This is a genomic window from Mycolicibacterium grossiae (assembly GCF_008329645.1).
GTDB lineage: Bacteria > Actinomycetota > Actinomycetes > Mycobacteriales > Mycobacteriaceae > Mycobacterium > Mycobacterium grossiae.
The window spans coordinates 1,454,038-1,478,156 of sequence record NZ_CP043474.1 but is presented as its reverse complement, the minus strand read 5'-3'; the positions used below and the strand labels follow the sequence as shown (position 1 = coordinate 1,478,156).

The following is a 24,119-nucleotide window of genomic DNA, read 5'->3' as shown; positions in this document are numbered from 1 at the left end:
TCATCCGATCGACGTCGATCGCCCCGGCCTTCGCCGACCCACTGGAGAACACCTTTGACGTCATTTCGCCGTGCCCGCGGTACCGGCCTCGCCGGCCTGCTGGCGGTGCTCGCCATCAGCGCGGGCATCGTCGTCTCGAGTGCCCCGCCCTGCGGCGAGCACTGCCAGACGCTGGCGTCCCGCGACGCTCCGCAGCAGGCGGCGACGCCGCCGCCGTCACCCACCGAACCGGCGACACTGGCCCTCGTCCCCTCCCCCGGCGCCGCCGACGTCAACCCCGACGGGCGCGTGCTGGTCACGGCCACCAGCGGCACGCTGCAGGGCGTTCAGATGATCAACGACGCGGGCCGGGAGATCCCCGGTGTCCTGACTCCCGACGCGAAGGCGTGGAAGCCGACCGTGCAGCTGGGGTACGGGCGCTCGTACACGCTGACGATCGCCGGCCGCGGACCCGGCGGCATGCCGACGCGACAGACCTCGAGCTTCTCCACGGTCACGCCGAGTGACCAGACCCAGGTCTACCTGAACACCGTCGGCTACACGCCGATCCAGGACGGCGGCACCTACGGCGTCGGCATGGTCGTGGTCGCGCACTTCGACGAGCCCATCACCGACAAGGTCGCCGCCGAGAAGCATCTCCGCGTCGACACGGCTCCGAAGGTCAACGGCAGCTGGTACTGGGTCGACGACCAGACGGCGCACTGGCGTCCCGAGAGGTACTACGCCCCCGGCACCAAGGTCGACGTGCACGCCGACATCTACGGCGACCAACTCGGCGACGGCCTCTACGGCGCGGAGGACGAGCACGTCGCCTTCACGATCGGCGACGCACACGTCTCGATCGCCGACGACACCACCAAGCAGGTCAGCGTCTTCGACAACGGCAAGCTGGTCCGCACCATGCCGACGTCGATGGGAATGGGCGGTACGGAGACCATCGGCGGCACCACGCTGAGCTTCTGGACGCCGCCGGGGGTCTACACCGTGATCGGCAAGGCGAACCCGGTCATCATGGACTCCTCGACGTTCGGGCTGCCGGTCAACAGCCGACTCGGTTACCGCGAGACCATCCCGTGGGCCACCCAGATCAGCAGTGACGGCATCTACCTGCATCAGCTCAACTCGACGGTGTGGGCGCAGGGCAACACCGACACCAGTCACGGATGCCTGAACCTCAACAGCGAGAACGCCCAGTGGTTCTACGAGTTCGCTCAGCCCGGCGACGTCGTCGAAGTGCGCCACACCGGCGGCGCGCCGCTGCGGCTCGACCAGAACGGCGATTGGACGTTGCCGTGGTCGGAGTGGGTGAAGGGCAGCGCCCTGCACCAGTGACGCCGCCGTCCGCGGGCCCGGCGGCGGCGTCGGCGCGCCCTTCTGCGCGCCGCCGGTGACGGCCGACTATCTTTCTCGTGTGCAGGAGATGAACCGTCGTACGTTGATGATGCTGAGCGGATTCGGTGCGCTGGCCGCCGCGATGCCCCTCCCGACGGCCGGGGCCGTCCCGTCCCCCGGCGCCGATACGCCGCCTGTACCGAGTGCCGCCACCCCCACCTTCCTGTTCCACGACGAGTTCGACGGTCCCGCGGGGTCGGCGCCGGACCCGTCGAAGTGGTCGGTTGCGAAGGCACGCGAAACGATCCGCAACCCGGTCTTCTGGGACCGGCCGGAGAACATGGGCCAGTACCGCGATGACCGGGAACACGTCTTCCTGGACGGCAATTCGAACCTGGTGATCCGCGCGACCCGCAATGCCGACGGCAAGTACGTGAGCGGCAAGGTCAACGGCACGTTCTGGGGCGGCATCAACACGACGTGGGAAGCGCGGATCAAGTTCGACTGCCTCACCCTCGGCGCCTGGCCGGCCTGGTGGCTGTCCAACGATCATCCCGTGGTGGGTGGCGAGATCGACCTCGTCGAGTGGTACGGCAACGGCGAGTGGCCCTCGGGCACCACCGTGCACGCCCGCTCGGACGGCACCTCGTTCGCCACGAATCCCTACCCGGTGGACAACGCCTGGCACACCTGGCGCGTGACGTGGAACGACTCCGGCCTGTACTTCTGGCAGGACTACGTCGCCGGTGCCGAACCGTACTTCCAGGTCCCGGCGAACTCGCTGGAGGACTGGCCGTTCAACCTGCCCGACTACCGCGTCTTCCCGGTGCTCAACGTGGCGGTCGCCGGTTCGGGCGGCGGGGACCCGAAGGGCGGCACGTACCCGGCCGACATGCTCATCGACTACGTGCGCGTCTGGTCGGCCTGACCCGGGCGTTCCACCGCCGGGGTAGTTCCTGCCAGGTTGCTGTGAAACCTCGCAGCGCTGCGGTGATGCGGTAGCGTCACCGTCATCGGGAGCGTCCGCCGACGCGAAACTCCGTTCGTGCGTGCGTCGGACGTCGGCGAGGTGGAGGGAGCGACGCGATGACCCTGGGGCCATGGGGTGACCTCACGATCTTCGCCGGCGTGATGGAACTCGTCTTCGCGTCGTGCGTCTTCGTTTTCATCACCCGGCTGGAGCGGCGCACGTCGCACCCGCTGGGCGACCAGGTCGGCGCCCACAAGGCGGTGCTGGCGAAGGTGCGCAAGCGGGAACCGCTGTCGCCGGACGAGTTCGACTACGCGAGCGAACTGGTCCGCGACGCCCGCTCGCCGCTGGCGTACGCCATCCCGGCGGCGCTCTTCACCATGGGATTCCTGTACGTCGTGGGCTGCCTCTTCGTGCTGCACCTCCAGGGCGGCCATCCGTCGTTCCGCACGTTCATCGGCGGCATCCCGATGCTGACGTCGATGAACATGGCCGGACAGCTGCGCCGGGTCGCCCGGCTCGGGCGTCGGCTTCCGGCGACGCGCCCAGCAGCAGCCGAGCAGTACGCCTCGGCCTGATCCGTCCCGCTGCGCGCCAGATCCCAAGCGCGTGTGCGTCTAATTCTTCGCGCGGTGCGCGCCGCGGCCCGGGAGGACCGCGGTGTCCCCGTCGTCCCACAGGGACAGCTGACGCTCGGAACCGCCGTCGGTCGGAGGACGGCGCAGCGGCCGGGTGCGCACCTTGAGCGGCCACCAGAACCACCGGCCCAGCAGCGCGGCGACCGCAGGCGTCATGAACGAGCGCACGATGAGCGTGTCGAACAGCAGGCCGAGCGCGATGGTCGTGCCGATCTGACCCAGGATGCGCAGATCGGCGAAGAGAAACGACGCCATTGTGGCGGCGAAGACCAGGCCGGCGGCGGTCACCACGGCGCCGGATCCGGCCATGGCACGGATGATGCCCGTCTTGAGCCCGGCGTCGATCTCCTCTTTGAAGCGTGAGATGAGCAGCAGGTTGTAGTCCGATCCGACCGCCAACAGCAGGATGATGGCCAGCGCCAGCACGATCCAGTACAGCTCGATGCCGAAGATGTCCTGCCAAATGAGCACCGAGAGCCCGAACGACGCGCCCAGTGACAACGCGACGGTACCCACGATCACGACGGCCGCGACGATGCTGCGGGTGATGAACATCATCACCAGCAGGATCAGCGTCATCGCCGCGATCGCGGCGATGACGAGGTCGTACCGGGCGCCGTCCTGAATGTCCTTGTATGTCGCGGCCGTTCCGGCGATGTAGATCTTCGAGCCGCCGAGCGGCGTGCCCTTCACGGCTTCCTGAGCGGCATGCCGAATCGCATCGATGTGCGAGATCCCCTCCGGCGTCGCGGGATCGCCGTCATGGGTGATGATCATGCGGGCCGCGGTCCCGTCGGGGGACAGGAAGAGCTTCAGGCCGCGCTGGAACTCGGGATTCGTGAACGCCTCGGGCGGCAGGTAGAACGAGTCGTCGGTCTTCGAGGCGTCGTAGGCCTGGCCGAGCGCCGTCGAGTTCTGCAACGCCGCTTGGGTCTGGTCGTCGATGCCGGACGTCGTGGCGTAGTTCGTCAGCGTGAGGTCGCGGTTGGTCTCCTGGTTGGCGATCTGCGGGGGAATCAGGGCCAGCAGCTTCGGCTGCAGCGCATCGAGTTTGGCGATGCTGCCGGAGACGTTGCCGAGCTGCTCGGTGAGCGCGTCGATGCCGTCGAGCGCGTCGAACAGTGATCGCAGCGCCGCGCAGGCGGGGATGTCGAAGCAGTGCGGCTCGAAGTAGAAGTAGTTGCGCAGCGGGCGGAAGAAGTCGTCGAAGTCGGCGATCTTGTCCCGCAGGTCCTGCGCGGTGGCGACGGTCTGCTGGAACGCCCGGGTCTGCTCGTCGGTGACCGCGCTCGACTGCTGCTGCAGCGAGTACTGCTGCCGCAGCACGTCGATCGAGTCGTTGATGACGTCCACCTGCTTGAGCAGGTCCGCACCGCGCGCCTGCTGGAACGGCAGATTGTTCAGCTGGGAGGCGCTGCCGGCGCTGATCTGGAAGGGAATCGACGTGTGGTCCAGCGGCGTGCCCAGTGGTCGGGTGATGGCCTGGACCTGAGCGATGCCGTCGGTGTGAAATACCGCCTTGGCGACGCGCTCGAGCAGGATCATGTCGGTGGGGTTGCGCAGGTCGTGGTTCGCCTCGATCACCAACAGTTCGGGGTTGAGACGCGCCTCGGAGAAATGCCGCTCGGCAGCGGCGTAGCCGACGTTCGCCGGGGCGGAGGCCGGCAGGTAGTGCTTGGCGTCGTAGTTCGTCTTGTAGGCGGGCAGCGCGAGCAGTCCGATGAGGGCGATCGCGATGGTCGCGACCAGGATCGGTCCCGGCCAGCGGACGATGGCCGTGCCGATGCGCCGCCAGCCGCGGGTCTGCATGGGCCGGGCCGGTTCGAACAGACCGAAGTGGCGACCGATCATCAGGAGCGCCGGGGCCAGGGTCAGCGCGGCGACGACGGCGACGAGGACGCCGATGCCCGCGGGGATGCCGAGGCTGTTGAAGTACGGCAACCGAGTGAAGGTGAGACACAGCACCGCTCCGGCGATCGTCAATCCCGATCCGAGGATGATGTGCGCGGTGCCGTGATACATCGTCGTGTAGGCGGTGACCCGGTCCTGTCGGGCATATCTGGCCTCGTGGAAGCGGCCGAGGATGAAGATGGCGTAGTCGGTCCCCGCCGCGATGACGAGCAGGGTCAGCAGGTTCGTGGAGTACGTCGACAATTCGATGATTCCGGCGTTGGCGAGGACCGCCACGACGCCGCGCGAGGCGGTCAGCTCGATCATCACCGTGAAGATGACCAGGAAGACGGTCGTGAGTCGGCGGTAGAGCCAGAACAGCATCACGGCGATCACGCCGATGGTGATGAGCGTCGTCTTCAGCGTGCCCTGGCGGCCGACCTCGAATTGATCGGTGACCAGCGGCGCCGCACCGGTGACGAAGACGTGCAGTCCGGCCGGCGGCGGCGTGTCGGCGACGATGTCGCGGACCGAGTCGACGGACTCGTTGGCCAGCGACTCGCCCTGGTTGCCGGCGAGATACAGCTGCACCAGCGCGGCCTTGCCGTCGGCGCTCTGCGACCCGGCCGCGGTGAGGGGATCGCCCCAGAAGTCCTGGATGTGCTCGACGTGCTTGGTGTCCTTGCCGAGCTTCTCGACCAGCCCGTCGTAGTAGTGGTGAGCGTCGGCGCCGAGTGGCTCGTCGCCCTCGAGGACCACCATCGCCGAACTGTCCGAGTCGAACTCGTCGAAGACCTTGCCGATGTGCTTGCTCGCCAGCAGCGAGGGCGAGTCCTGCGGACTCAACGAGACGTTGTGCGCCTCGGCCACCGTCTCGAGCTGCGGCACGAAGACGTTGGTGAGCACCGCCAGTCCGAGCCAGAACAACGCGATCAGCACGGAGAACCGCCGGATGGCGTCCGGAACCCAGTGCAGCGTCATCGATGACCTCCGGTGAGCGGCGACGGGGGGACGGATTCGTTCCGTAGCGAAGCTAACGAAAGGACGTTACGACACCGCAGCCCGCAGCACAACACGGACCCGGCCACTGATCGACGTCGGCGCGACAGGCACTTTCGTCGAGCCGCCGACGGCGTCCGACACCGCGACTCGCCCGTCGAGAGGGCGGCAGTGCCCATCCTGGCAAACGGTTGTCAGTCGGGTGTGCATCACCTGTGCAATGGCTGACAGGCCTCACGTGTCCTGGCGTGCGAAGTCCTTTGGTCGGAAGTGCCCGCTGCGCAGCGTGGCCTCGATGTCCTCGAGGCTTCGCCCGGTGAGGTCCGGCATGCGGAAGTAGACGAACAGCCATGCCGCGACGTTGAAGGCACCGTAGAGCCACATCGACGGTCCGACGCCGATGGCACTGATCAACGTCAGCAGGGTGAGCGTGATCAGCAGGTTGGTGCCCCAGAGCGTGGCCGACTGCACCGCGGTCGCCACGGGCCGGACGGCCAGCGGGTAGGTCTCGGAACCGGTCAGCCACCCCATGAGTTGCAGCCCGCCGGCGTTGAAGAGCATGAAGATCACCAGGCACGCCACGATGTAGGGAATGGACTCGCGCCCGCTGTGACCCGTGACGAACAGGCCGCCGAGGACGAACAGACTCGCGGCCGCGCCGGGGATCATGATCAGGGTCAGACGCCTCCGACCGACCCGGTCGATGATGGTCAACCCGACGAGCTGAGCCACCAGATAGCTCACGCCAAGGGCGACGGACACCTGCAGCGCCACCGACTCGGCGAATCCGTTGTCGGTGAGGATCGTCGGCGAATAGTAGATGATCATCTCGATGCCGCTGAGTTGGGTGAAGACGGCGATGCCGCATCCCAGGATGAGCGCAGGTCGCACCCACCCCTCGCGCAGACCCGGCCAGCCGCGTGTCTTCGCGGTCCGTTCGGCGTCGGCGAGTTCCTCGATCTCATCCAGTTCTGCTGTGACGTCGTAGGATTCGGGACGCACGCGGGCGAGGACGTCCTGCGCGTCCGATCGGCGGTCGTACTTCACCAGCCACCGCGGGCTCTCGGGCAGGCGCAGCAGCAGCACGAACATGATGGCCGCCGGGACGGCAGCGGCGCCGATCGACCAGCGCCACGGAATGTGGTCGGACGCACCGACGATGGTGGCGATGACGATGCCCACGCCGATGGCGATTTGGAAGCACAGGACCAACCGTCCCCGGTACTTCGGCGGCGCCAACTCGGCGACGTACATCGGGGCCGTCTGCGTCGCGCCGCCGACGGCGAAGCCAAGGACCAACCGTCCAATGGAGAGCAATACGGGATTCGGCGCGACCGCGCACCACAGCGATCCAACGGCGAAGACCACCGCCAACATCAGCAGCGTCCCGCGACGGCCACGACGCTCCGAGAGGTAGCTGCACGTCAGCGCGCCGATCACCGCACCGAGCAGGATGCTCGCCGCGATCACCTGCTTCCATCCTTCGGCGATGCCGAAGTCCTTCGTGATCTGCAACAGCGCGCCGGAGATGATGCCGGTGTCGTAGCCGTACAACATGCCCGACACCGCCGACACCACCGCGACGACGAGCGCCGATCCCGTGAGTTGACCGGGAGCGTCCGCGAGACCGCCCCTCGCGCCGTGCGGATCCGTCTCGGTCGCCCCCATGCGGTCCTCCCCGTGGTCGCGGCTGCGCGTGTCGAGCACCGCTGCCTACCCCTCGGGTCTCGACTCGAAACGTCCGGCAGCGGCCGGCGGAGTCAGCCATTTGGCCAGGTTGACCACGTAGTCCTTGAATGCGCGTAGGGGTTCGGGGTCGGCGGCGATCTGTGTCCCGGGCGGCTCGGAGACGAATGATGGTGCATCGCAACCGACGTCCCAGTTGTAGTCCGCGAAGTGATGGAACGTCGACTCCGCAACGGCACGGCCCAGGGGCCGACCGTCGGCGGCGCGCTCCCCGTCGACGGCGACCGCGAGGGCGAAGCGTCGCCCGGTGGCTCGACTGCGCCCGTAGGCGACGACGGTCTCCGTGTCGCCCTCGGCGACGACCAGCCCCTCGTGCGGGTGAGCGGGGAAGTACTCGATGCGCCCCGTCGCGCTCGCGCCCGATCGGAGTAGCTCGTGAACGGGCTCGGTGACCAGCACCGGTTGGTAGTCGCCGTTGGCTCCGGAGTGGAAGTTGGGCCAGGAGATCGACGGGGTCTGCCGGTCGTCCAGGAACGTCGCGGCGTCGACGTCTGGGTCGTGGAACCGGTTGATGCGTCCGAGCGTGCCGAGCCGTTCCAGGCAACTGCCGAGCCGTTGGTGGTCGCGTGCCGTGAGGACCCCGCCGCCTCCGTGCCGGAACCGCACGATGGCATCGCATTCCGCCGGCGTCAGGCCATCGCCGACGTCGACGGCCAGCAACCACAACTGGTCGAAACCCAACTGGTCGAGGCGCCCGAGCACGGGGTCGCCATCGACGTCGCCGCTGCGGTTGCGCGCGACCACATCGTGTCCGGCCGCGCGCAGTTCGGCCGCCAGCAGGGCGAAGCGGCCGATGTGCCAGTCATCGGGGTGATCGGCGATGGTGGTCTGCAGCAGTATCCGCGGCATCTCAGTCCTCGTGGTTCGTGGCGTGCGTGGATCGGAGGTGTCGGCGTGCCTGCTGTTCGGTCTCGTCGACGAGGCTGAGCATCGGCACGCCCGGCGCACAGACCATCGTCATCAGGAAGCGGCACGCACGGTCGTTGCGCGCGTTGGCATCCGAGTACTGCACGACGTCACCGCCAGGTGCCCAGAAGGTCTCCCCCGACCGCACCACGCGCGGCGGTCGTCCCTCCACCTCGAAGCGCATGTCGCCGTCCAGGACGAAGCCGAAGGCGGGTCCCCCTGGATGCCGGTGCGGCGGTGCGCCCGCACTTCCCGGCGGGTAGGTGACGACGACGGTGATGACGCGGGCGTCGCTCGGCAGGGACGGCGGTCGAATCTCCTGCACCACTTCCAGGGCGCTTTCCCACCGGGCATCGTAGTTCGACGGCACTGCCTGTCCTCCTCGGATCGGTCGGTCACGTGACGGCGCCGCCGCCGTCGACGCGCAGGATGGTTCCGGTGACGTAGCTCGATCGGGGCGAAACCAGATACCGCACGGCGTCGGCGATCTCGTCGGGACGGGCCGTCCGGCCCAACGGTGTCGCACGGCCCAGTGCGTCGTTGGCGTCACCCCACTCGGTGACCACGCCCTCGGTGTCGGTGGGCCCCGGGGCCACGCCGTTGACCCGCACACCGCCCGCCCCGAATTCGACCGCCCACGTGCGGGTGAGCGATTCGACGGCGGCCTTGGAGGCGCTGTAGACGCCTGCTCCCGGCACCCCCTTCACCGCCACCATCGACGTGACGTTGACGATGCTGCCGTGACCGCGCGCCAGCATGCCCTCGACGATCGCTGCGGTCAGGAAGAAGGCGCCCCGGACGTTGGTGTCGAAGGTCGACTCGAAGACGTTCACGGGGTGCCCGACGGTCGCGGCGGATGGAAACGCTGCGGCATTGTTGACCAGCACGTCGACCTCGCCGGCAGCGCGGGCGAGGGCGTGCACCGAATCGAGGTCGGCCATGTCGGCCGGCACGTAGCGGACGTCCCCGCCGATCTCGGCGGCAGCGGCGCGGCCGCGTACCGGGTCGCGTCCGCTGACGATCACGACCGCGCCCGCTGCGGCCAGGGCCGTGGCACAGGCCAAGCCGATTCCGGCGGTCCCACCGGTGATCAGCGCCGTGCGACCGGCCAGCTCGGTGCCGGCGGCCGGCCTAGGCACTCCGCCGCCTCGGGGTGATCGGGCGCCGGCCCGGCGCACCGGCATGGTGCGAGAGAGCCAGGCGCAGCCTCTCCCTCCCGCGCGCGACCCGGGACATCACGGTGCCCAGCGGAACGTTCACGAGCTGGGCGGTCTCGGCGTGGGTACGGCCTTCGACGAGGACGTGGTACATCACGGTGGCGACGCCGGCAGGCAGCGTCGCCAGCGCGGCGCATACGTCGTCGTCGGGAATGTCGTCGAGTACCTCCGCCTCCGCGGACCGCCGCACCGCGGATGGGCGGGCGACCAGGTCCGCGAGACTGCTCACACCGCAGGGGTCGGCCATGACCTCCGACGGCCGGGACTCCCGGTACCGGTGATTGCTGACCCACCGGTTGTGCAGGATGCGGAACAGCCAGGCCTTGAAGTTGGTACCGGGGCGGAAGGTGGCGTAGCCCTGGAACGCGTACAGCAGGGTGTCCTGGAGCAGGTCCTCGGCGTCGGCGTCACACGCGCAGAGCCGTCGGGCCCGGCGTGCCAGGGCGTCGAGGAGCGGGGCGGCGTCCTCGGCGAACGCTGCGGCGCGCGGCCGTTCCGTGGTCGCGGGTGGATGGGTCACCGTCATCATGGGGATCTCTCGTGCAGGCGCTGCGCGGATCCGGGACGTCGTGAATGCGCGCCGTTCCGTATTGCCGCGACGGCGATCTGGCCGTCGGATTAAGCCTCGACGCCGTAGGCGCGCACCGGACCCTCGGGAATGCGTGGTCGAGTTCGTGGTGCCCGTGGCCGCTGACCGGCCGAGCGGCTCCGATCAGGTGACCCGAATGGTGCGCAGCTGTCGACGCGACGTCACGCCGAGCTTGACGAAGACCTTCCTCAGGTGCCACTCCACCGTGTGGGCGGAGAGGAACAGCTGGGCGGCGATCTCCTGATTGGTGTGCCCCTGCGCGGCGAGGTGTGCGATCTGCGACTCCTGCGCGGTCAGGGCGTCACCCGAGGACACCGGCTGCTTGCGCACCTTCTCCCCGGCAGCCATCAACTCGCGGCGTGCGCGCTCGGCGAAGGCGTGTGCGCCCATGGCCGTGAAGGCGTCGTGCGCGGCGCGAAGCTGTCGGCGGGCGTCGCTGCGCCGGCCCGTGCGGCGCAACCACTCGCCGTAGCACAGCTGGACCCGAGCCGTCGGCGGTGCGACGTCCGCACGCTGCAGATGGTCGATCGCGTGTTGGAAGTCCTTCTCGGCCGCGTCCCCGTCGGCGACCATCGCACGGGCCGCCGCCACCGTCCCCCGGCCCCAGTCGGTGTGACTCACACCGGCTCTCGCCTCGAGCAGCGGCACGACGTCCGCCGCGGCGTCGATGTCTCCAACGTGCACGGCAGCCTCGATCAGTTCGGTCAGGCACCAGGCATGGAAGCCGAGGTCCTCGTAAGCGCAGCACTCGCGCGCGGCCGCGAGCGCTTCGTCGTAGCGACCGAGCCCGTTGAACAGCACGGTGGAGGTGTACTTGCTGAGCGCGAGCAGTCTGCCCTCACCGCGGGCCGTGGCGTCGGCTGCGGACGAGGCGAACATCGGTAGCGCCACGGCGGCGTCGCCGCGCCATGCCGCGAGGGTCAGCGAGTGATAGGTGGCAGGACCGGATCCCATCGAGGCCGTGATCGCGTTGGCTTCGTCGATCAGCGTCTCCGCGACGTCGAGTTCGCCCGCATACACGTGGAGGCCGGCGCGGTGCACCAATGCAGACGGCAACACGGCCAGTGCCCCGCCGGTGCGGGCGCGTCGCACCGTGTTCGCGGCGATGCGCTGCAACACGGCGTCATCCCACGTCTCGTGAGCCGCACATTCCAGTGCGATGGCGAGGGGCCAGCGGCGTTCCGACTCCTCGGGGGCGTCCGCGGCATCGCTCCAGGCGTCCAGCCCCGCCCGCAACAGGTGCGTTCCCGCTCCGGGGCCGTCCAGCACGCGGCGCGACAGGCCATCGAGGAGCAGATCGGTGGAACGGCGCGCAGCGGGGCCCCGCTCCATCGCCCGTTTCCCCGCGCGGGCGGCATCGCCAAGCACGGTCGGCTCACCGAGACGTCCGGCGTACATCGCCGCAGCCAAGGCTTCCAGGTGAAGATCGCGGGCCACGTCCTCGTCCAGTCCCGCGAGGCCCTCGGCCGCGCTGAGGAGTTGCCGAGCCGCCGCGCCCGTCGTGGCACCGGACAAGCCCGCACGGCTCCGTGCGAATTCCATCTGCGCGCGGATGCGGGTCACCTCGGCTCGCTGTCGTGGCGGGAGCGGTGCCAGGTCGGCAACCTCGAGCAGGGTCCGTGCCGACTGCGGTTGCCCTGCTTCGTGCTTCGCCTCTGCCGCGGCGATCGCCCGCACCCCCCGCACGACGGGGTCGGCGGTCAGGGTCGTCGCCCGCTCGAGGTAGGCCGCCGCGGCAGCGATGCCGCCCCGGGACAGCGACCGCTCGGCGGATGCGGCGAGGTCGGCGGCGACGACCTCGTCGGGACCCGACGCAGCGTGTGCGGCGTGCCACGCCCGGCGGTCGGCATCGGACTCGATGTCCAGGGCGTCGGCGAGCGCGCGGTGCACGGTCCTGCGGTCGAGGAGGTCGGCGGCACGGTAGGCAGCCGAGCGCATCAGCGGGTGGCGGAACCGCACGTGCGCACCAATGTCGACGACGTCGTCCGCCTCCGCTGCGCCGAGCGCGTCGAGGGGGATGTCGAGCCGCTGCAGGACGCGAACGAAGAGTGCGACGTCGCCCACGGGTTCGGCCGCTGCCACCAGGAGCAGCCGCTGCGTGTCGGCAGGCAGCGTATGGATGCGACGGACGAACTCCTCCTCGATGGCCGCGACCGACGACCGCTTCCCGGAGATCCAGAACCCGCCGGCCAGCTCGATGGCGCTCGCGCTGCGCGGCACGTCGAGCAGCGCGAGCGGCAGCCCGCGTGCCTCGGACACGATCCGGTCGCGGACCCGTTCGTCGATCCCGGCCGTCATCACCGCGTCCAGGAGTTCGCGGGCGGCCGCGTCGGACAGTCCGCGCACCTCGAGCTGGGGCAGGTCGCCCAGCACATCGGGTCGGTCGCGTACGCCGAACACCAGGAGGATGGGTTCGGCGAGCAGGCGGCGCGAGACGAAACCGAGCGTCTGCATCGACACCTGGTCGAGCCACTGCGCGTCATCGACCACGCAGAGCAGCGGCTGTGTCTGCGCCGCGGCGGCGAGCAGGCTGAGGGCCGCCAGGCCGACCATGAATCGGTCCGGCGCCGCTCCGGCGCCCCGGCCGAACGCCACGTCGAGGGCGGCACGCTGCGGTGGGGGAAGCTCGTCGAGGTACCCCAGCAGCGGCACGCACAGCTGGTGCAGGCCAGCGAAGGCAAGCTCCATGTCGGATTCGACGCCGGTGATCCGTAGGACCCGAAACCCGGAGGCCTGCGCCGCCACCGCGTCGAGGAGGGCTGTCTTGCCCACGCCCGCCTCGCCGCGGACGACGAGGACGCCCGCACGCTCGCGGGCCGCGTCGAGCAGCGCGCTCAGCGTCGCGATCTCGGATTCGCGACCGTGGAGACGCGTGTTGCGCCCGCCGTTCGGGTTTGGGGCTGCTGCGTGCATCCTTCGATCCCACTGTCATTGCCCGGTGCGGCCCGATGCTAGCTCACCGGCGGCTCGCGGCCCAGCGGATGTCAGGCACCCCACTGTCGTACCCGGGCATGGATGAATACCGAAGCGGCGCCGCGTTCTCGGGGTCGATCGGTCATCGCCGAGATGACCGACTGACGCTCGGAAGGAACCACCATGAGCACTGTCGACCTGTCCGACTCCGCGACGATCGCGTTGGACGAACTGGTGCCGTCGCGCTATGCCCAGCCCGTCGGTGACCTCGACGTCCTCATCATCAGCGACGGCGTGCTGCCGATCACGGCTTCGACGCTGGCGACGAATGCCGAACCCGCCGCGTTCAGGACGTGGCTCGACGACATGTTCCTACCGCCCGATGTCGTGGACTGGCCGCTGAACGTCGCCGTCGTCCGCAGTGGTGACCGCACGATCCTCATCGACTCGGGCCTCGGGGTGGAGTTCCCCGACTTCCCCCGGGCGGGCCGGCTGGCACAACGGCTGGCGGCGGCCGGCATCGCGCCGGGATCGGTCACCGACGTGGTCCTCACCCATCTGCACATGGACCACATCGGCGGTCTGCTGACCGAGGGGCTGCGCGGGCAGTTGCGTCCCGATCTGAAGGTCCATCTCGCGAGTGCCGAAGCCGAGTTCTGGGCTGCTCCCGACTTCTCGCACACGGTGATGCCGGAGTCGATCCCCCCGGTACTCCGCTCCACCGCGTCCCGCTTCCTCGACGTCTACCGGGACAACCTGCAGCCGTTCGAGACCGAGTACGAGGTGGCGCCCGGGGTGATCATTCGCCGCACGGGCGGCCACACGCCGGGCCACAGCATCGTCCGACTCGAGTCACGCGGCGAACGTCTGACCTTCGCGGGCGATGCGGTGTTCCAGGTCGGCTTCGACCGACCCGACTGGGAGAACGGCTTCGAACACGATCCCGAGGTGGCTGCTCGGGTCCGTCTCGACCTGCTGACCGAATTGGCGGCCCGGAACGAGCCGCTCGTCGCGACTCACCTGCCGTTCCCGTCACTGTGCCGAGTTGCCGTCCACGGCAACGGCTTCCGCGCCGTGCCCGGCGTCTGGGACTACTGAGCGATCCTCCCGAGTCGAGCCGGCGGGCGGGGGCTCAGTCGTAGATGACGTCGAGTCCCCGCCGACGGAGGTCGGCGAGCCCGGCGAGCATCGCCTCGATCTGCTCGGCGGTGTGCCCCGTCCAGTCCGCGAGTTCGCCGACGATCCGCACCGGTTCCCGCGTGCGGTAGGACCGGGTCGGATTGCCGGGGAGCTTCTTGTCGGTGACGTTCGGATCGTCCTCCAGCGCACCGAGCGGTTCGACGACGAAGATCCGGCACGGACCGTCGCCGGCCGCCAGCTCGGCGCCCCACGCCGCCGCGTCCAGCGTCTGGGTGACGTACACGTGGTTCATGACGCGCCCCGGTTGGAAGTTCGAGAAGCGCCCGGGCACCAGCAGGTCGCCGACCGCCAGATCGGCCCGCGTGCCGTGCAGGTAGGCGCCGGACTCGTGCACCTCGAACGGAATCGGCCTCTGTCCCATGGTCATTCCCCCTCCTCGTCCTGATCGACCGGACGAGTGTGCCCCGGGACGGGGGTCTTGCGGCAAGGCCCCCTCCCGGCCGTATGGTGAGAGTGGGACGGGGGACGCTGCGGCCGTCAGCTCACCTCCGTGATCTGCCGGCGGACCGCGTCCCAGTCGACGAGATCCCACACCGCGTCGAACTTCCCGTCCCTGACGCGGTAGAGCGTGAACTCCATGACCGAGACGCGGCGTCCGGTCGCGGCGATGCCCGCGAACTCACCACGATGGGTGCCCCCGACGGTGAAGTGCAGCGAGATGAGGTCCCCGTCGATGGCGATGTGCCGCACGTCCCAGTGCCAGTCGGGAAAGGCCGCGACGATCGGCGCGAATTGAGCGGACACCGCGGTCGGCTCCATCGGGGCGTCGTTGACGTGGATGTCCGACGTGTAGAAGGTCGACATGCGATCGAAGTCGTGAGCGTTGCAGGCGTCGAGATACGCCTCGTAGAGCGCGCGCATGTTGCGCTCGACAGGTTCGGTTGCCGACATGTTCGCCTCCTACCGCCGCGCCCAGGCACACGCCCGGTGATCGGGTCGACTAGTACCAGAGTTGAGTGACTTCCGCTGTCCGGTGACGCCGCCGCGGCTCAGACGACGTCGGTGATCCGGCCGGTGGCGTCGGCGCGGACCTGCTTGGTGCTGCGCTCACCCTGGACGTTGACGAACAGGACGAGGTTCTCGTCGAAGGGCAGGTTGCGCTTGACGATGAGGCTCTGGACGGCGCCGCCCTCGACGCCGCTCGCCGCGACCGCCCCGTCGAGTGCCGCGACGAGGGCGCTGGTGGGCACCTCGTCGCTGGCGAAGAGGTTCTGCCGCAGCGCCTCGGTGTCGTCGTCGTAGTCGACCGGCCGGGCTGGGCCCACGGCCCCCGCGGTGTAGCTCCACTGGTTCAGCTCGGTGGGGGCAGCCGGATCGATGGCCTCCACGGTGAGCACCCCGGGGACGATCGTCACCTCGACGACCTGCATGGGGCTGGCTCCCACCTCGGCGGTGATCGCCGCATACGCGACGTCGATCCCCTCGGCGGTGAACAGGTCCCCGGAGACCGCGTCGACGAAACGCGCGGTGCCCGAGGTGGCGACCTGCTCGGCTGCGCTGGCGGCCACGTCACGGATCTCGGTGACCTTCGAGCAGCCGCTCAGAGTGGACGCGGCGAGCGCGGCGGCGGTGAGCGCGATGGCGATCCGGATCGATGTCATGTCCTTCTCCTGTGTCCCCGTCCCGCCGACCGTCAGCGGGTGCGTGGGAACAGCGTGTGTCGTCCGCGGCGCTACCGATCCCAAACTTCCGCGACGTTGGTTGGACCCTCGTCGGTCAGGTGGAGCGGTCGATGCGCATCTGGTGGCGGTAACCCGTCACCACGCTGACGATGAGCGACATCGAGATGACGGCCTCGGCGATGAAGAAGGCCGCGAAGTCGATGAGCGACCCGATCGGCGGGTTGCCGGGGATGGCGTTGCGCAGCGGCACCATGGCGAACAGCAGCGCCGCCATCACCGAGTAGGCGCCGAAGGCGATGCCGTGCCGGGTGCGCACGACGAAGAACGCCAGCAGCGCCGCCGAGAGAGCCAGACCGAGCATGAGCACCATGATGAAGACGCCGAACACCTGCGTCGGCAGGCTGCGGTCGATGGCGATGTCGACGTTGAGCCAGCCCTGTTGGGCGTCGTAGTACGGCGCGGCGGAGAAGAACGCGTCGACGTTCTGCAGGTTCATGGCGACCGGGATCTGGCTACCGTCGGCGCGGAGCACCCGCACCGAGGTGTACGCGGTGTAGCGGTCGAAGGGGAAGTCCGTGATGGCGCCGTTCAGCGCGAACTCCTGCAGAACCGTCTGGAACACATCGCCTTTGGCGAGCCGCACCGTGCCGTTGCGGCGCCCGTTGGTCTGCAGCACGATGTCCTCGCCGAGGGTGTCCCCCGGCCCGTTGAGCGCTCCATCGAACGCGGCGTCGTCGATCTCGACCGTCATCGTCTGTTCGCCGACGTCCACGCGAGTGATGTACATCGTCAGCGTGACGCCGTCGGCGTCACCGACGTCGCCGGTGTCGAAGACGATCGACGGCTGCCGGGTCTGCTCGCGACTGGCCAGGAAGCCGCCTACGCTGCCCGCCATCACCAACGCGAGCACGAGGACGCCGACGATCAGGCGCCGGGCCATCGGCCCCGTCCCGCGACGCCGTCCCGCCGTCGACGCCTCCGGTGCCATCGGGGTTCCTCACGATCGGTGGGACGGTGTCCCGGCACCTTACCGCTGGCGACGCGTGCTCAGCCCTCGGTGCCGTGACCGCGCGGGGTCGGTCTCGGGCCCGCCGCGTCAGGTGTGCGCGATGCGCAGCCATGCGGCGACGCACGTGCGCGTCGCCAGATCCAGTTCCTCCGCCGAGACCCGGGATGCCTGGTAGAAACTGCGCTCGACCATCCAGCACAGCACGCGTGCCATGGCCGGCGCGTCATCCGGTCGGTCACCGTCCGGGACGCCACTGCGGATCAGGAACGTCGTGATCGCATCGGCGAGCGAGAGTGCGGTTCCGGTCCACAGGCGGTCCACCTCGGGCACCGTCGAGGCGAAGTCGACCGCCGCGCGCATGATCACCCCGTGCTCGCGCCACTGCCGTGCCGTGTGTTCGAGCGCAGCCCCGACGACCTCCTCGATCGGGCCATCACCCGCCAGTACGGCAGCGGAACCCTCGCGCAGGACGTGCACCGTGCGAGCGACCAGGGCGACCAAGACGTCCTGCTTCGACGAGAAGTAGAAGTAGAGCGCCCCGCGGGTGATCCCCGCGGCTTCCGCGATGTGGCCGACGGTCGTGTGCACGTAACCGTGGGTGGCGATGAGTTTCTCGGCAGCGTCGAGGATTTCGCGTTCGCGGAGGTCGCCGCGACGGACGGTGGGGGTTGATCGACGCGACGGCCACGGCTTCGTCATGGTCGGCTAGGACGCGCTCAGTTGCGCGCCGTCGGCGAAGTCCGTGCTGCGCGAGACGACCTCCCACTGGCGGATGTCCGCGTCGACGGCCTCCCGTGCGGCGGCGATGAGCCTCAGCGCGTCCGAGCCCAACACGAGGTGCGCGGGCGGGTCATCGTGATCCACGATCGCGAGGACCGCCTCGGCCGCCTTGACGGGATTGCCGAGTTGGTGGCCGCTCGCCGCCATGCGGGCGGCGCGGATGGGCCCGAACAGATCGTCGTAGTCGTTGATCGTCCGTGGTGCACGGGTCATCGAGCGGCCCGCCCAGTCGGTGCGGAAGGAGCCCGGCTCGATCGCGGTGACGCGGATACCGAAATGGGCGACCTCCTTGCGCAGGCTCTCGAGAAGTCCCTCGACGGCGAACTTGCTGGCGCAGTAGGCGGACATGCCCGGTACGGCCATCAAGCCGCCCATCGACGTCACCGCCATCAGGTGGCCGGCGCGACGCCGACGCATGTGGGGCAGGACCGCCTGCAGCGTGGCGGCGACACCGAACACGTTGGTGGCGAACTGCGCACGCACGTCGCTGAGCGGCGTCTCCTCGAAGGTGCCTTCGACGCCGTAACCCGCGTTGGCGATCACGACGTCGATCGGTCCGACCGTGGCCTCGACACCGGCCACCGTCGCCTCGACGGCAGCGTCGTCGGTCACGTCGAGCAGCCGTGCACGAGCGCGGCCGTCGGCGAGCGCTTCGAATGCAACGGCGGCCTCGGGTGTGCGCACCGTGCCCACCACGCGGTGACCCGCCTGCAGCGCAGCCTCCGCGAACGCCCTTCCCAGGCCGGTGCTCACGCCCGTGATGAGAAACGTCTTCATGGACACCCCTTGTCGATCAGTTACTCGACAAAGTGTCAGCTTTAGTCGACGGTGTGTCAAACGACATTGTTGGGCGGTCCCGGCGTGACGTCCAGTCGTGCGGTGACGCCACGCCGGTCAGCACTCAGCGATCGAGCACCGTTCGCCAAGCCCGCTCCTGGCCTTCGCCGGCGAAGGCCTGCCGGTTCGCCTCGACGAAGGCCCGTACCGTCGCCGCCGGTGCACCTGACAGCACTTCGACCGTGTCGTCCGCTCCCGCGAACACACCGTCGCGATAGTCCTGCGCAACGTTCGTCAGATGTTGAATCAGGAATTCTCCGTTGCCCTGTGCGCGGAGCGCCTCAGCGAATGCGTCGATGCCCACGGATTCGTAGCGCACGGGTTCTCCCAACGCATCGCCGATCTCTCGAGCGATCTGGTGATGGTCCTTCTCGACTGGCCCGACCAGTCGGTAGATGGCACGGTCATGCGGGACGGGGTCTCGAAGGATCGACGTGATGACGCGGGCTTGGTCGACGGCCGAGATCGGCGCGTGACGGCCGTCGGCGAAGGGCAGTCGCAGCACGCCGCCCGTGCTGTCACGCGACCACTGCCAGATCAGCCACTCGGCGAAGAAGGTCGGGCGTAGGTGGGTGGTCACGAAGGGGAACCGATCGAGCAGGCGCTCGCCGAGCCAATGATGTCGCGCCGCGTGACTGCCGGCCTCGCGACGTGCACTGATCTGCGACATGTTGACCACGGCGTCGATCCGCTCGTCGGACGCGGCCTGAGCGAAGATCGTCGTCGCATCGAGCAGTCCGCCCGGGTCGATGGGGTAGCAGAAGTAGGCGGCACGCACACCCTTCATCGCCGCGCTCACGCGGTCGAGGTCGAGAAGATCACCCTGTACGACGTCGGCGCCGAGTTCGGCCAACGTCTCGGAACGCGCATCCGCGCGATGCACCATCGCGCGCACCGGCAACCCCAGTTCGCGCAGCATGCGCACCACGTGCGAACCGGTCTTGCCGGTTGCTCCGGTGACGAGGAACAGTTCCTTCGAGGTCACGCCTCCACCTCCTGCGCGGGGCGGCCGTGTGAGACGGGGTGGCGTGCCATCCACTCGAGTACGAGGTCAGCGACGTCGCGCCATCCCGAATCCATGATCATCGAGTGGCCGCGGTCCGGGAAGACGTGGTAGTCGGTGACGGCGCGCGACGCCGAATGAAGGCTGGCAGCCTGACGAGTCACGCGTTCGGCGACGATGTGGTCACGACCGCCACCGATGATGAGCAATGGTCCTCGGCGATGATTGCTCAGGTTCACCTTCAGGGGCGTCTGCGGATCCTTTGCGGCGCGGAACAACTCGAAGAGCGGTCGACCGGGAGCGGGGATCGCGTATCGATCGAAGAGGTCGCGCGCTTCGAGGCGAGGGATCGCATTGGCAATGGCGTAGCGAAACTGTCGCTCGGTGAGAGCCACTGCGCGCTCGCGATTCCTGCGGTTGCGCAGAACCGGCAGTGTCGATCGGATTTGGGACAACGGGAGTGCCGTCACGCCGAGGATGGGCGCTGGGTCGATGGCGATGGCAGCTGCAGCGCGCCCCTCGTCGAGCAGGCGCTGTGCCACGAGTCCGCCGAAGGAATGGCCAACCACGACGGGAGGCTTCGAGAGAGTCTCGATGAGGTCGGCGTAGTGAGCGACGACGTCGTCGACTCCACGGTTCGCGACGGCGTCGCCGTCCCGACGGGTCTCCTCCACCGTGGACCGGTCACCGGGCCAACCCACGACGATGGGATCGAAGCCCTCACGCTCGAACAGAGCGGCCCACGGACTCCACGCGGATGCATGCACCCACAATCCGTGGACGAAGACGACTGGTGTTCTGTTGGACATTACGAAATCCGTTCTGCTCGTTGGAATTTGGCCTTACGCACGCCACTTCGCAGAAGTCGTGCCGATGAGCGGGGCATTCCCGACAGCCCAACGGTGTGATGTCAATCACGGTCGCTGCTACGCGTCGCGGCGTCGATCAGTGCGGCCGCGATCTCACGCGCGTCGGCGACGGGCCCCGGATCGTCGAGCGACGTCGACAGTGCCATGGCCCCTTCGAACACCACGGCGAGCTGCCGGGCCAACCGGGCCGGATCACGGGCACCGGCCGCCTCCGCCATCTCTTCCAAGCCAACGATCGATCGGCGCTTGAAGTCGCTCACCACCGTCCGGACGCCCGGCATCGCATCGGCTGCCTCGACGGCCGCGTTGTGGAAGGGGCAGCCCCGAATCCGTCCGCGCGGACGCAGGTCGAAGATGCCCAGGAGACGTTCCCGTGGATCGTCCGCACGTACGGCCCGGTGGTCGAGGTGGTCTTCGATCGATCGCAGGTACTCCTCGACGACCGCATCCTTGGCGGAAAAGTGTTTGTAGAGCGTCCGTTTCGATACCGATGAGACGTCCACGAGACGGTCGACACCCGTGGCGTTGATGCCGTGCTCATAGAAGAGTTCGGTTGCGGCCGCCAGGATCCTCTCCCGGACGCCGAGCGCCGAGATGTCGCGTGCGGGTGCCGGGAGGTCGCGCTCCGTCATGGCAACACGGTACACCGATCGGTTTACACGTGCTGGTTCGGGCGCCTGGAGTCACACCGTCCACGTCGAGACGGCCGAGGTGGTCGACTCCCTCACGTTCGAGGTACCGCCGGCTCTACTCGCAGTGCGACTAGTGAACCAATGGTGACGTCAGAGCCGAACCTGTCTGCGGTAGGTCACCGTGTCGAATTCGCGGCCGTACTCGTCGACGGCGACCGCGTCCATCTCGCTGACGAAGGTTCCCGGCCGCACGTCGATCCGGAGGAATGCGTAGTTGCGGAACCGGACCCGTGACCAACCCACGGCTTCCGGCTGCTTCTGCCCGTCGGCCGTCCACACGTAGCTGTTCGGCACGAACGTGTCGGGCGCGACGTTCCCGCGGTAGCTCTCCGGCTCGCCGGGCTGGAACGCGTAGCGCGGGCGGCCCGCACTGCCGACCGTGTAGTACACGGTGCCGTCGGTTGCCGGGTTGACCACGGCGTTGTCCGGCGCGGCGGTCGTCGGGCTTCCCGCGCGGATCGGGTCGCTGCGTTCGAAGACGTGATTGTGGGCCTGCAGGACGAGGTCCACCTGATAGCGGTCGAACAGCTCGCACCAGGCGGCGCGCACGCCACCGTCACTGGCGTGCGACTGGGTGGTGGAGTACGCGCAGTGGTGGAAGAAGCAGACGATGAAGTCGATGTTCGGGTCGGCCCGGTAGGCCGCCAAAGTGCGCCCCACCCAACCGGTTTGCGCCCCGCCGGAGTATCCGGTGTTGGCGGTGATCTCGTAGCTGACGTCGTTGGCGTCCAGCGACAGCACGGCGACGTTGCCGTAAGTGAAGGAGTACACCGAAGGACAGGACGCCGGTCCGTTGCCGGGGAAGTCCATTCGAGCGAGATGCCCGCCGTAGCCGTGCGTCGGGTAGGCGGCCTCCATGTCGTGGTTGCCGGTCGCGAACATCCATGGCGTGGTCGACGCGCTCGCCTCGATCGCGCCGAAGTAGACGTCCCACACGTATGGATTGAACTTGTCGAAGCCGCTGGGCAGTGTGCCGCCGGACGGGACGAACCGGCCCGGCTTGCCCATGCCCGACGGATCGGCGTAGGCGATGTCCCCGGCGAGGACGTGGAAGTCCGGTCGCGCGGCGACCAGTTGGCCCAGGACGTTGTCGGCGTGCGGGGCCGAGGGATCGTTGTCCGGGGCGTAGTACGCGTCGTCGTAGTCGCCTGGCCTCAACCCCGGCGGCGCCGTCGGCGTGTCGTCGGTGCCCTGATCACCCATCATCGTGAAGCGGAACGGGCCGAACCCACTCCGGGTCGCCGGCAGCGCCGTCGACGCCGATCGCACGTCGGTCACCGCACCGTCGGCCGTGCGCCAGCGGAAGTACAGCGGCGTCCGTCCGGGCAGACCGTCGACGGGGACGTGAACGTAGAACTGCTCGGCGGCGAGGACGCCACCGTCCGACGACGGGATCTGCGTGACGAGGTTGCGCACCTCCGCCTCCGCCGTTGCACCGAGTTCCCGGGTGGCACCGAAGTCGAGGAAGATCGCACTGCCACGTGGGTTGCGCGAGAGTTGCGCCGACAACCGCAGCTGGCTGGCGGCGTCGGCGCCGTAGCCGACGCGGCGGTTCGCCACGGTGAGCGGTGCGTCGGCGGCGTAGGCACGCGCCCCGAACGGCGAGGCACCGATGGCACCCGCAGCGGCCACTGCGGCACTGCCGAGCAGGAAGTGCCGCCGCGACACCAGATGGCGCCGCAGGTACTGCCGGTGCCAGTCGTACCGCTCGGCGATCGTCATGCCGGCCGCGAGGGCCGCCGGGACGCCGGTGTCGGGAACGTCTCCGGCAGCGGAGGGAACGTCTGAGGGCATGACGGGATCGTCGCGCATCCTCCTGCGCCGCGCGTCGTGAGGACCCGCACGTCACGGCGAACTCTTCGTGAACGCGAGCTGTGAGTCAGTCCCCGCCCAGGGCCGCCCGGGCCTTGTCGAGGCTGGGGTACAGCTCGAGCAGTTGATGCAGCTCGGTCATTGTGATCGGACGGCGGGTCGCAGGGCCCGCGGCGACGACGGCGACGCGGGTGCTGGGGGCGGTCCGGTAGGCGTCGACCAGGACCTGCAGGCCCGCCGACGCGAGGAATTCGACGTCGGTGAGGTCCAGCACCAGAATGGGCGGCCGATGACCGAGGACGGTTCGGATCTGCTCACTCAGGGTGGTAGCCGTGGCCAGATCGACGTCGCCCCCGACGCTCAACACGGTCAACCGGCCCTCACGACGAACCGCGGTACGGACGCCGGGAGACCCGTTGGAACGATCGACCGGTTGCATCATTGCACTTCGAGACTACCCGTCCGATGACGGTGCAATCCCCGCCACCGGTCGGTGACGCCGTCAGCGCCCCACGCGAGCAGGCGTTTTCATCTGCGCACGCGGTACCGGACGTAGTCGACGTCGGGGCCGATGGTGCGGTTCTCGACCAGCACGAGGTCGCGGCGGCGTGCGTCCCGAGCGAAGAACGGCGTGCCGCCGCCCAGCAGCACCGGGTACACCCGAATCCGGTACTCGTCGATGAGATCGCGGGCGGCCGCGGCGGCCGCGAGACTCGCCCCGCCGATGGCGATGTCGCCGTCACCCGGCCGCAACCGCTCGATCTCCTCCGCCAACCCGTCCGACGCCAGGCGGTGGCTTCCCCGAACGGAAGTCAGCGTCGACGAGAACACAACCTTGGGCAGTGCGTTCCACACGGCGGCGAACTCCCGCTCGGCGGCATCGAGTTCATGGTCCTGCTCGGCGGTCTCCCAGTAGAGCATCGTCTCGTACAGGCGCCGGCCGAGCAGGTGCACGGCAGCGCCGCGCACCTCGTCGAGCGCGAGCTGAAAGACCTCGTCGTCGGGCGTCGAGAAGTCGAACCCGCCGTCCGGCCCGACGATGAACCCGTCGAGCGAGGTGCTCATCGAATAGGTGACGTCGCGCATGCAGCCTCC

Annotated in this window: 23 protein-coding genes; 4 read left to right on the top strand and 19 right to left on the bottom strand. The window is 68.9% G+C overall.

Features of this window, described 5'->3' with window-relative positions; all coding sequences use genetic code 11:
• Window positions 1-54: 54 nt before the first annotated feature.
• The 3 genes from FZ046_RS07130 (at window position 55) to FZ046_RS07120 (ending at window position 2,880) form a co-directional block, all read left to right on the top strand.
• Window positions 55-1,332, top strand: a complete 1,278-nt coding sequence (locus tag FZ046_RS07130) for a L,D-transpeptidase (protein ID WP_070351986.1) — start codon at window positions 55-57, stop codon at window positions 1,330-1,332.
• Between the two features lie 88 nt (window positions 1,333-1,420).
• Window positions 1,421-2,260 (top strand): glycoside hydrolase family 16 protein, encoded by an 840-nt coding sequence (locus FZ046_RS07125; protein WP_070352018.1) that lies wholly within the window; start codon window positions 1,421-1,423, stop codon window positions 2,258-2,260.
• 158 nt (window positions 2,261-2,418) lie between these two features.
• Entirely contained in the window at window positions 2,419-2,880 is a 462-nt protein-coding gene (locus FZ046_RS07120; RefSeq protein ID WP_070351985.1) for a hypothetical protein, read from the top strand.
• A gap of 39 nt (window positions 2,881-2,919) precedes the next feature.
• Here the strand turns inward: FZ046_RS07120 and FZ046_RS07115 are convergent, their stop codons facing one another.
• The 7 genes from FZ046_RS07115 to FZ046_RS07085 form a co-directional block, all read right to left on the bottom strand.
• Complete coding sequence (locus tag FZ046_RS07115) at window positions 2,920-5,811, bottom strand: MMPL/RND family transporter (protein ID WP_070351984.1); 2,892 nt, start codon at window positions 5,809-5,811, stop codon at window positions 2,920-2,922.
• Between the two features lie 252 nt (window positions 5,812-6,063).
• Entirely contained in the window at window positions 6,064-7,386 is a 1,323-nt protein-coding gene (locus FZ046_RS07110; protein WP_246183016.1) for a sugar porter family MFS transporter, read from the bottom strand.
• A 156-nt stretch (window positions 7,387-7,542) separates the two neighbouring features.
• Window positions 7,543-8,424, bottom strand: coding sequence for a hypothetical protein (locus FZ046_RS07105; protein WP_070351983.1), 882 nt, complete (start codon window positions 8,422-8,424; stop codon window positions 7,543-7,545).
• 1 nt (window position 8,425) lies between these two features.
• A complete protein-coding gene (locus FZ046_RS07100; protein ID WP_070351982.1) occupies window positions 8,426-8,851 on the bottom strand; it encodes a cupin domain-containing protein in 426 nt (141 codons plus the stop codon).
• A 25-nt stretch (window positions 8,852-8,876) separates the two neighbouring features.
• Window positions 8,877-9,620: an SDR family NAD(P)-dependent oxidoreductase gene (locus FZ046_RS07095; protein ID WP_070351981.1), complete on the bottom strand. Its 744-nt coding sequence runs from the start codon at window positions 9,618-9,620 to the stop codon at window positions 8,877-8,879.
• A complete protein-coding gene (locus FZ046_RS07090) occupies window positions 9,613-10,224 on the bottom strand; it encodes a sigma-70 family RNA polymerase sigma factor (protein WP_328514356.1) in 612 nt (203 codons plus the stop codon). The genes FZ046_RS07095 and FZ046_RS07090 overlap by 8 nt, the downstream gene beginning before the upstream one ends.
• Before the next feature lie 186 nt (window positions 10,225-10,410).
• Window positions 10,411-13,200 (bottom strand): ATP-binding protein, encoded by a 2,790-nt coding sequence (locus FZ046_RS07085; RefSeq protein ID WP_070351979.1) that lies wholly within the window; start codon window positions 13,198-13,200, stop codon window positions 10,411-10,413.
• A gap of 183 nt (window positions 13,201-13,383) precedes the next feature.
• Between FZ046_RS07085 and FZ046_RS07080 the strand changes: the two genes are divergently transcribed.
• Window positions 13,384-14,298: an MBL fold metallo-hydrolase gene (locus FZ046_RS07080; RefSeq protein WP_070351978.1), complete on the top strand. Its 915-nt coding sequence runs from the start codon at window positions 13,384-13,386 to the stop codon at window positions 14,296-14,298.
• A gap of 34 nt (window positions 14,299-14,332) precedes the next feature.
• On the opposite strand, the gene arr is transcribed toward FZ046_RS07080, so the two are convergent.
• From arr to FZ046_RS07020, 12 genes are all read right to left on the bottom strand, one after another.
• On the bottom strand, window positions 14,333-14,761 hold the full coding sequence (gene arr / locus FZ046_RS07075; RefSeq protein WP_083298062.1) for an NAD(+)--rifampin ADP-ribosyltransferase: 429 nt from the start codon (window positions 14,759-14,761) through the stop codon (window positions 14,333-14,335).
• 116 nt (window positions 14,762-14,877) lie between these two features.
• Window positions 14,878-15,291, bottom strand: a complete 414-nt coding sequence (locus FZ046_RS07070) for an ester cyclase (protein WP_083298051.1) — start codon at window positions 15,289-15,291, stop codon at window positions 14,878-14,880.
• Window positions 15,292-15,389: 98 nt separating this feature from the next.
• Complete coding sequence (locus tag FZ046_RS07065) at window positions 15,390-16,001, bottom strand: hypothetical protein (protein WP_070351975.1); 612 nt, start codon at window positions 15,999-16,001, stop codon at window positions 15,390-15,392.
• 115 nt (window positions 16,002-16,116) lie between these two features.
• The gene (locus tag FZ046_RS07060; RefSeq protein WP_083298050.1) at window positions 16,117-17,010 is read right to left on the bottom strand and encodes a DUF8686 domain-containing protein; all 894 of its coding nucleotides are present in this window, start codon (window positions 17,008-17,010) and stop codon (window positions 16,117-16,119) included.
• A gap of 108 nt (window positions 17,011-17,118) precedes the next feature.
• Window positions 17,119-17,730 (bottom strand): TetR/AcrR family transcriptional regulator, encoded by a 612-nt coding sequence (locus tag FZ046_RS07055; protein ID WP_070351973.1) that lies wholly within the window; start codon window positions 17,728-17,730, stop codon window positions 17,119-17,121.
• Window positions 17,731-17,736: 6 nt separating this feature from the next.
• Window positions 17,737-18,588 carry an oxidoreductase gene (locus FZ046_RS07050; protein ID WP_070351972.1) on the bottom strand — a complete coding sequence of 284 codons (852 nt, stop codon included), beginning with the start codon at window positions 18,586-18,588 and terminating at the stop codon, window positions 17,737-17,739.
• A gap of 124 nt (window positions 18,589-18,712) precedes the next feature.
• A complete protein-coding gene (locus FZ046_RS07045) occupies window positions 18,713-19,633 on the bottom strand; it encodes an NmrA family NAD(P)-binding protein (RefSeq protein WP_070351971.1) in 921 nt (306 codons plus the stop codon).
• Complete coding sequence (locus FZ046_RS07040; protein ID WP_070351970.1) at window positions 19,630-20,460, bottom strand: alpha/beta hydrolase; 831 nt, start codon at window positions 20,458-20,460, stop codon at window positions 19,630-19,632. The genes FZ046_RS07045 and FZ046_RS07040 overlap by 4 nt, the downstream gene beginning before the upstream one ends.
• A gap of 101 nt (window positions 20,461-20,561) precedes the next feature.
• Window positions 20,562-21,152 carry a TetR/AcrR family transcriptional regulator gene (locus tag FZ046_RS07035; protein WP_070351969.1) on the bottom strand — a complete coding sequence of 197 codons (591 nt, stop codon included), beginning with the start codon at window positions 21,150-21,152 and terminating at the stop codon, window positions 20,562-20,564.
• A 150-nt stretch (window positions 21,153-21,302) separates the two neighbouring features.
• The gene (locus tag FZ046_RS07030; protein WP_070352016.1) at window positions 21,303-23,006 is read right to left on the bottom strand and encodes a metallophosphoesterase; all 1,704 of its coding nucleotides are present in this window, start codon (window positions 23,004-23,006) and stop codon (window positions 21,303-21,305) included.
• An 85-nt stretch (window positions 23,007-23,091) separates the two neighbouring features.
• Entirely contained in the window at window positions 23,092-23,391 is a 300-nt protein-coding gene (locus tag FZ046_RS07025; RefSeq protein WP_246182920.1) for an STAS domain-containing protein, read from the bottom strand.
• 161 nt (window positions 23,392-23,552) lie between these two features.
• Window positions 23,553-24,110 carry a dihydrofolate reductase family protein gene (locus FZ046_RS07020; RefSeq protein ID WP_070351967.1) on the bottom strand — a complete coding sequence of 186 codons (558 nt, stop codon included), beginning with the start codon at window positions 24,108-24,110 and terminating at the stop codon, window positions 23,553-23,555.
• Between the last annotated feature and the right edge of the window lie 9 nt (window positions 24,111-24,119).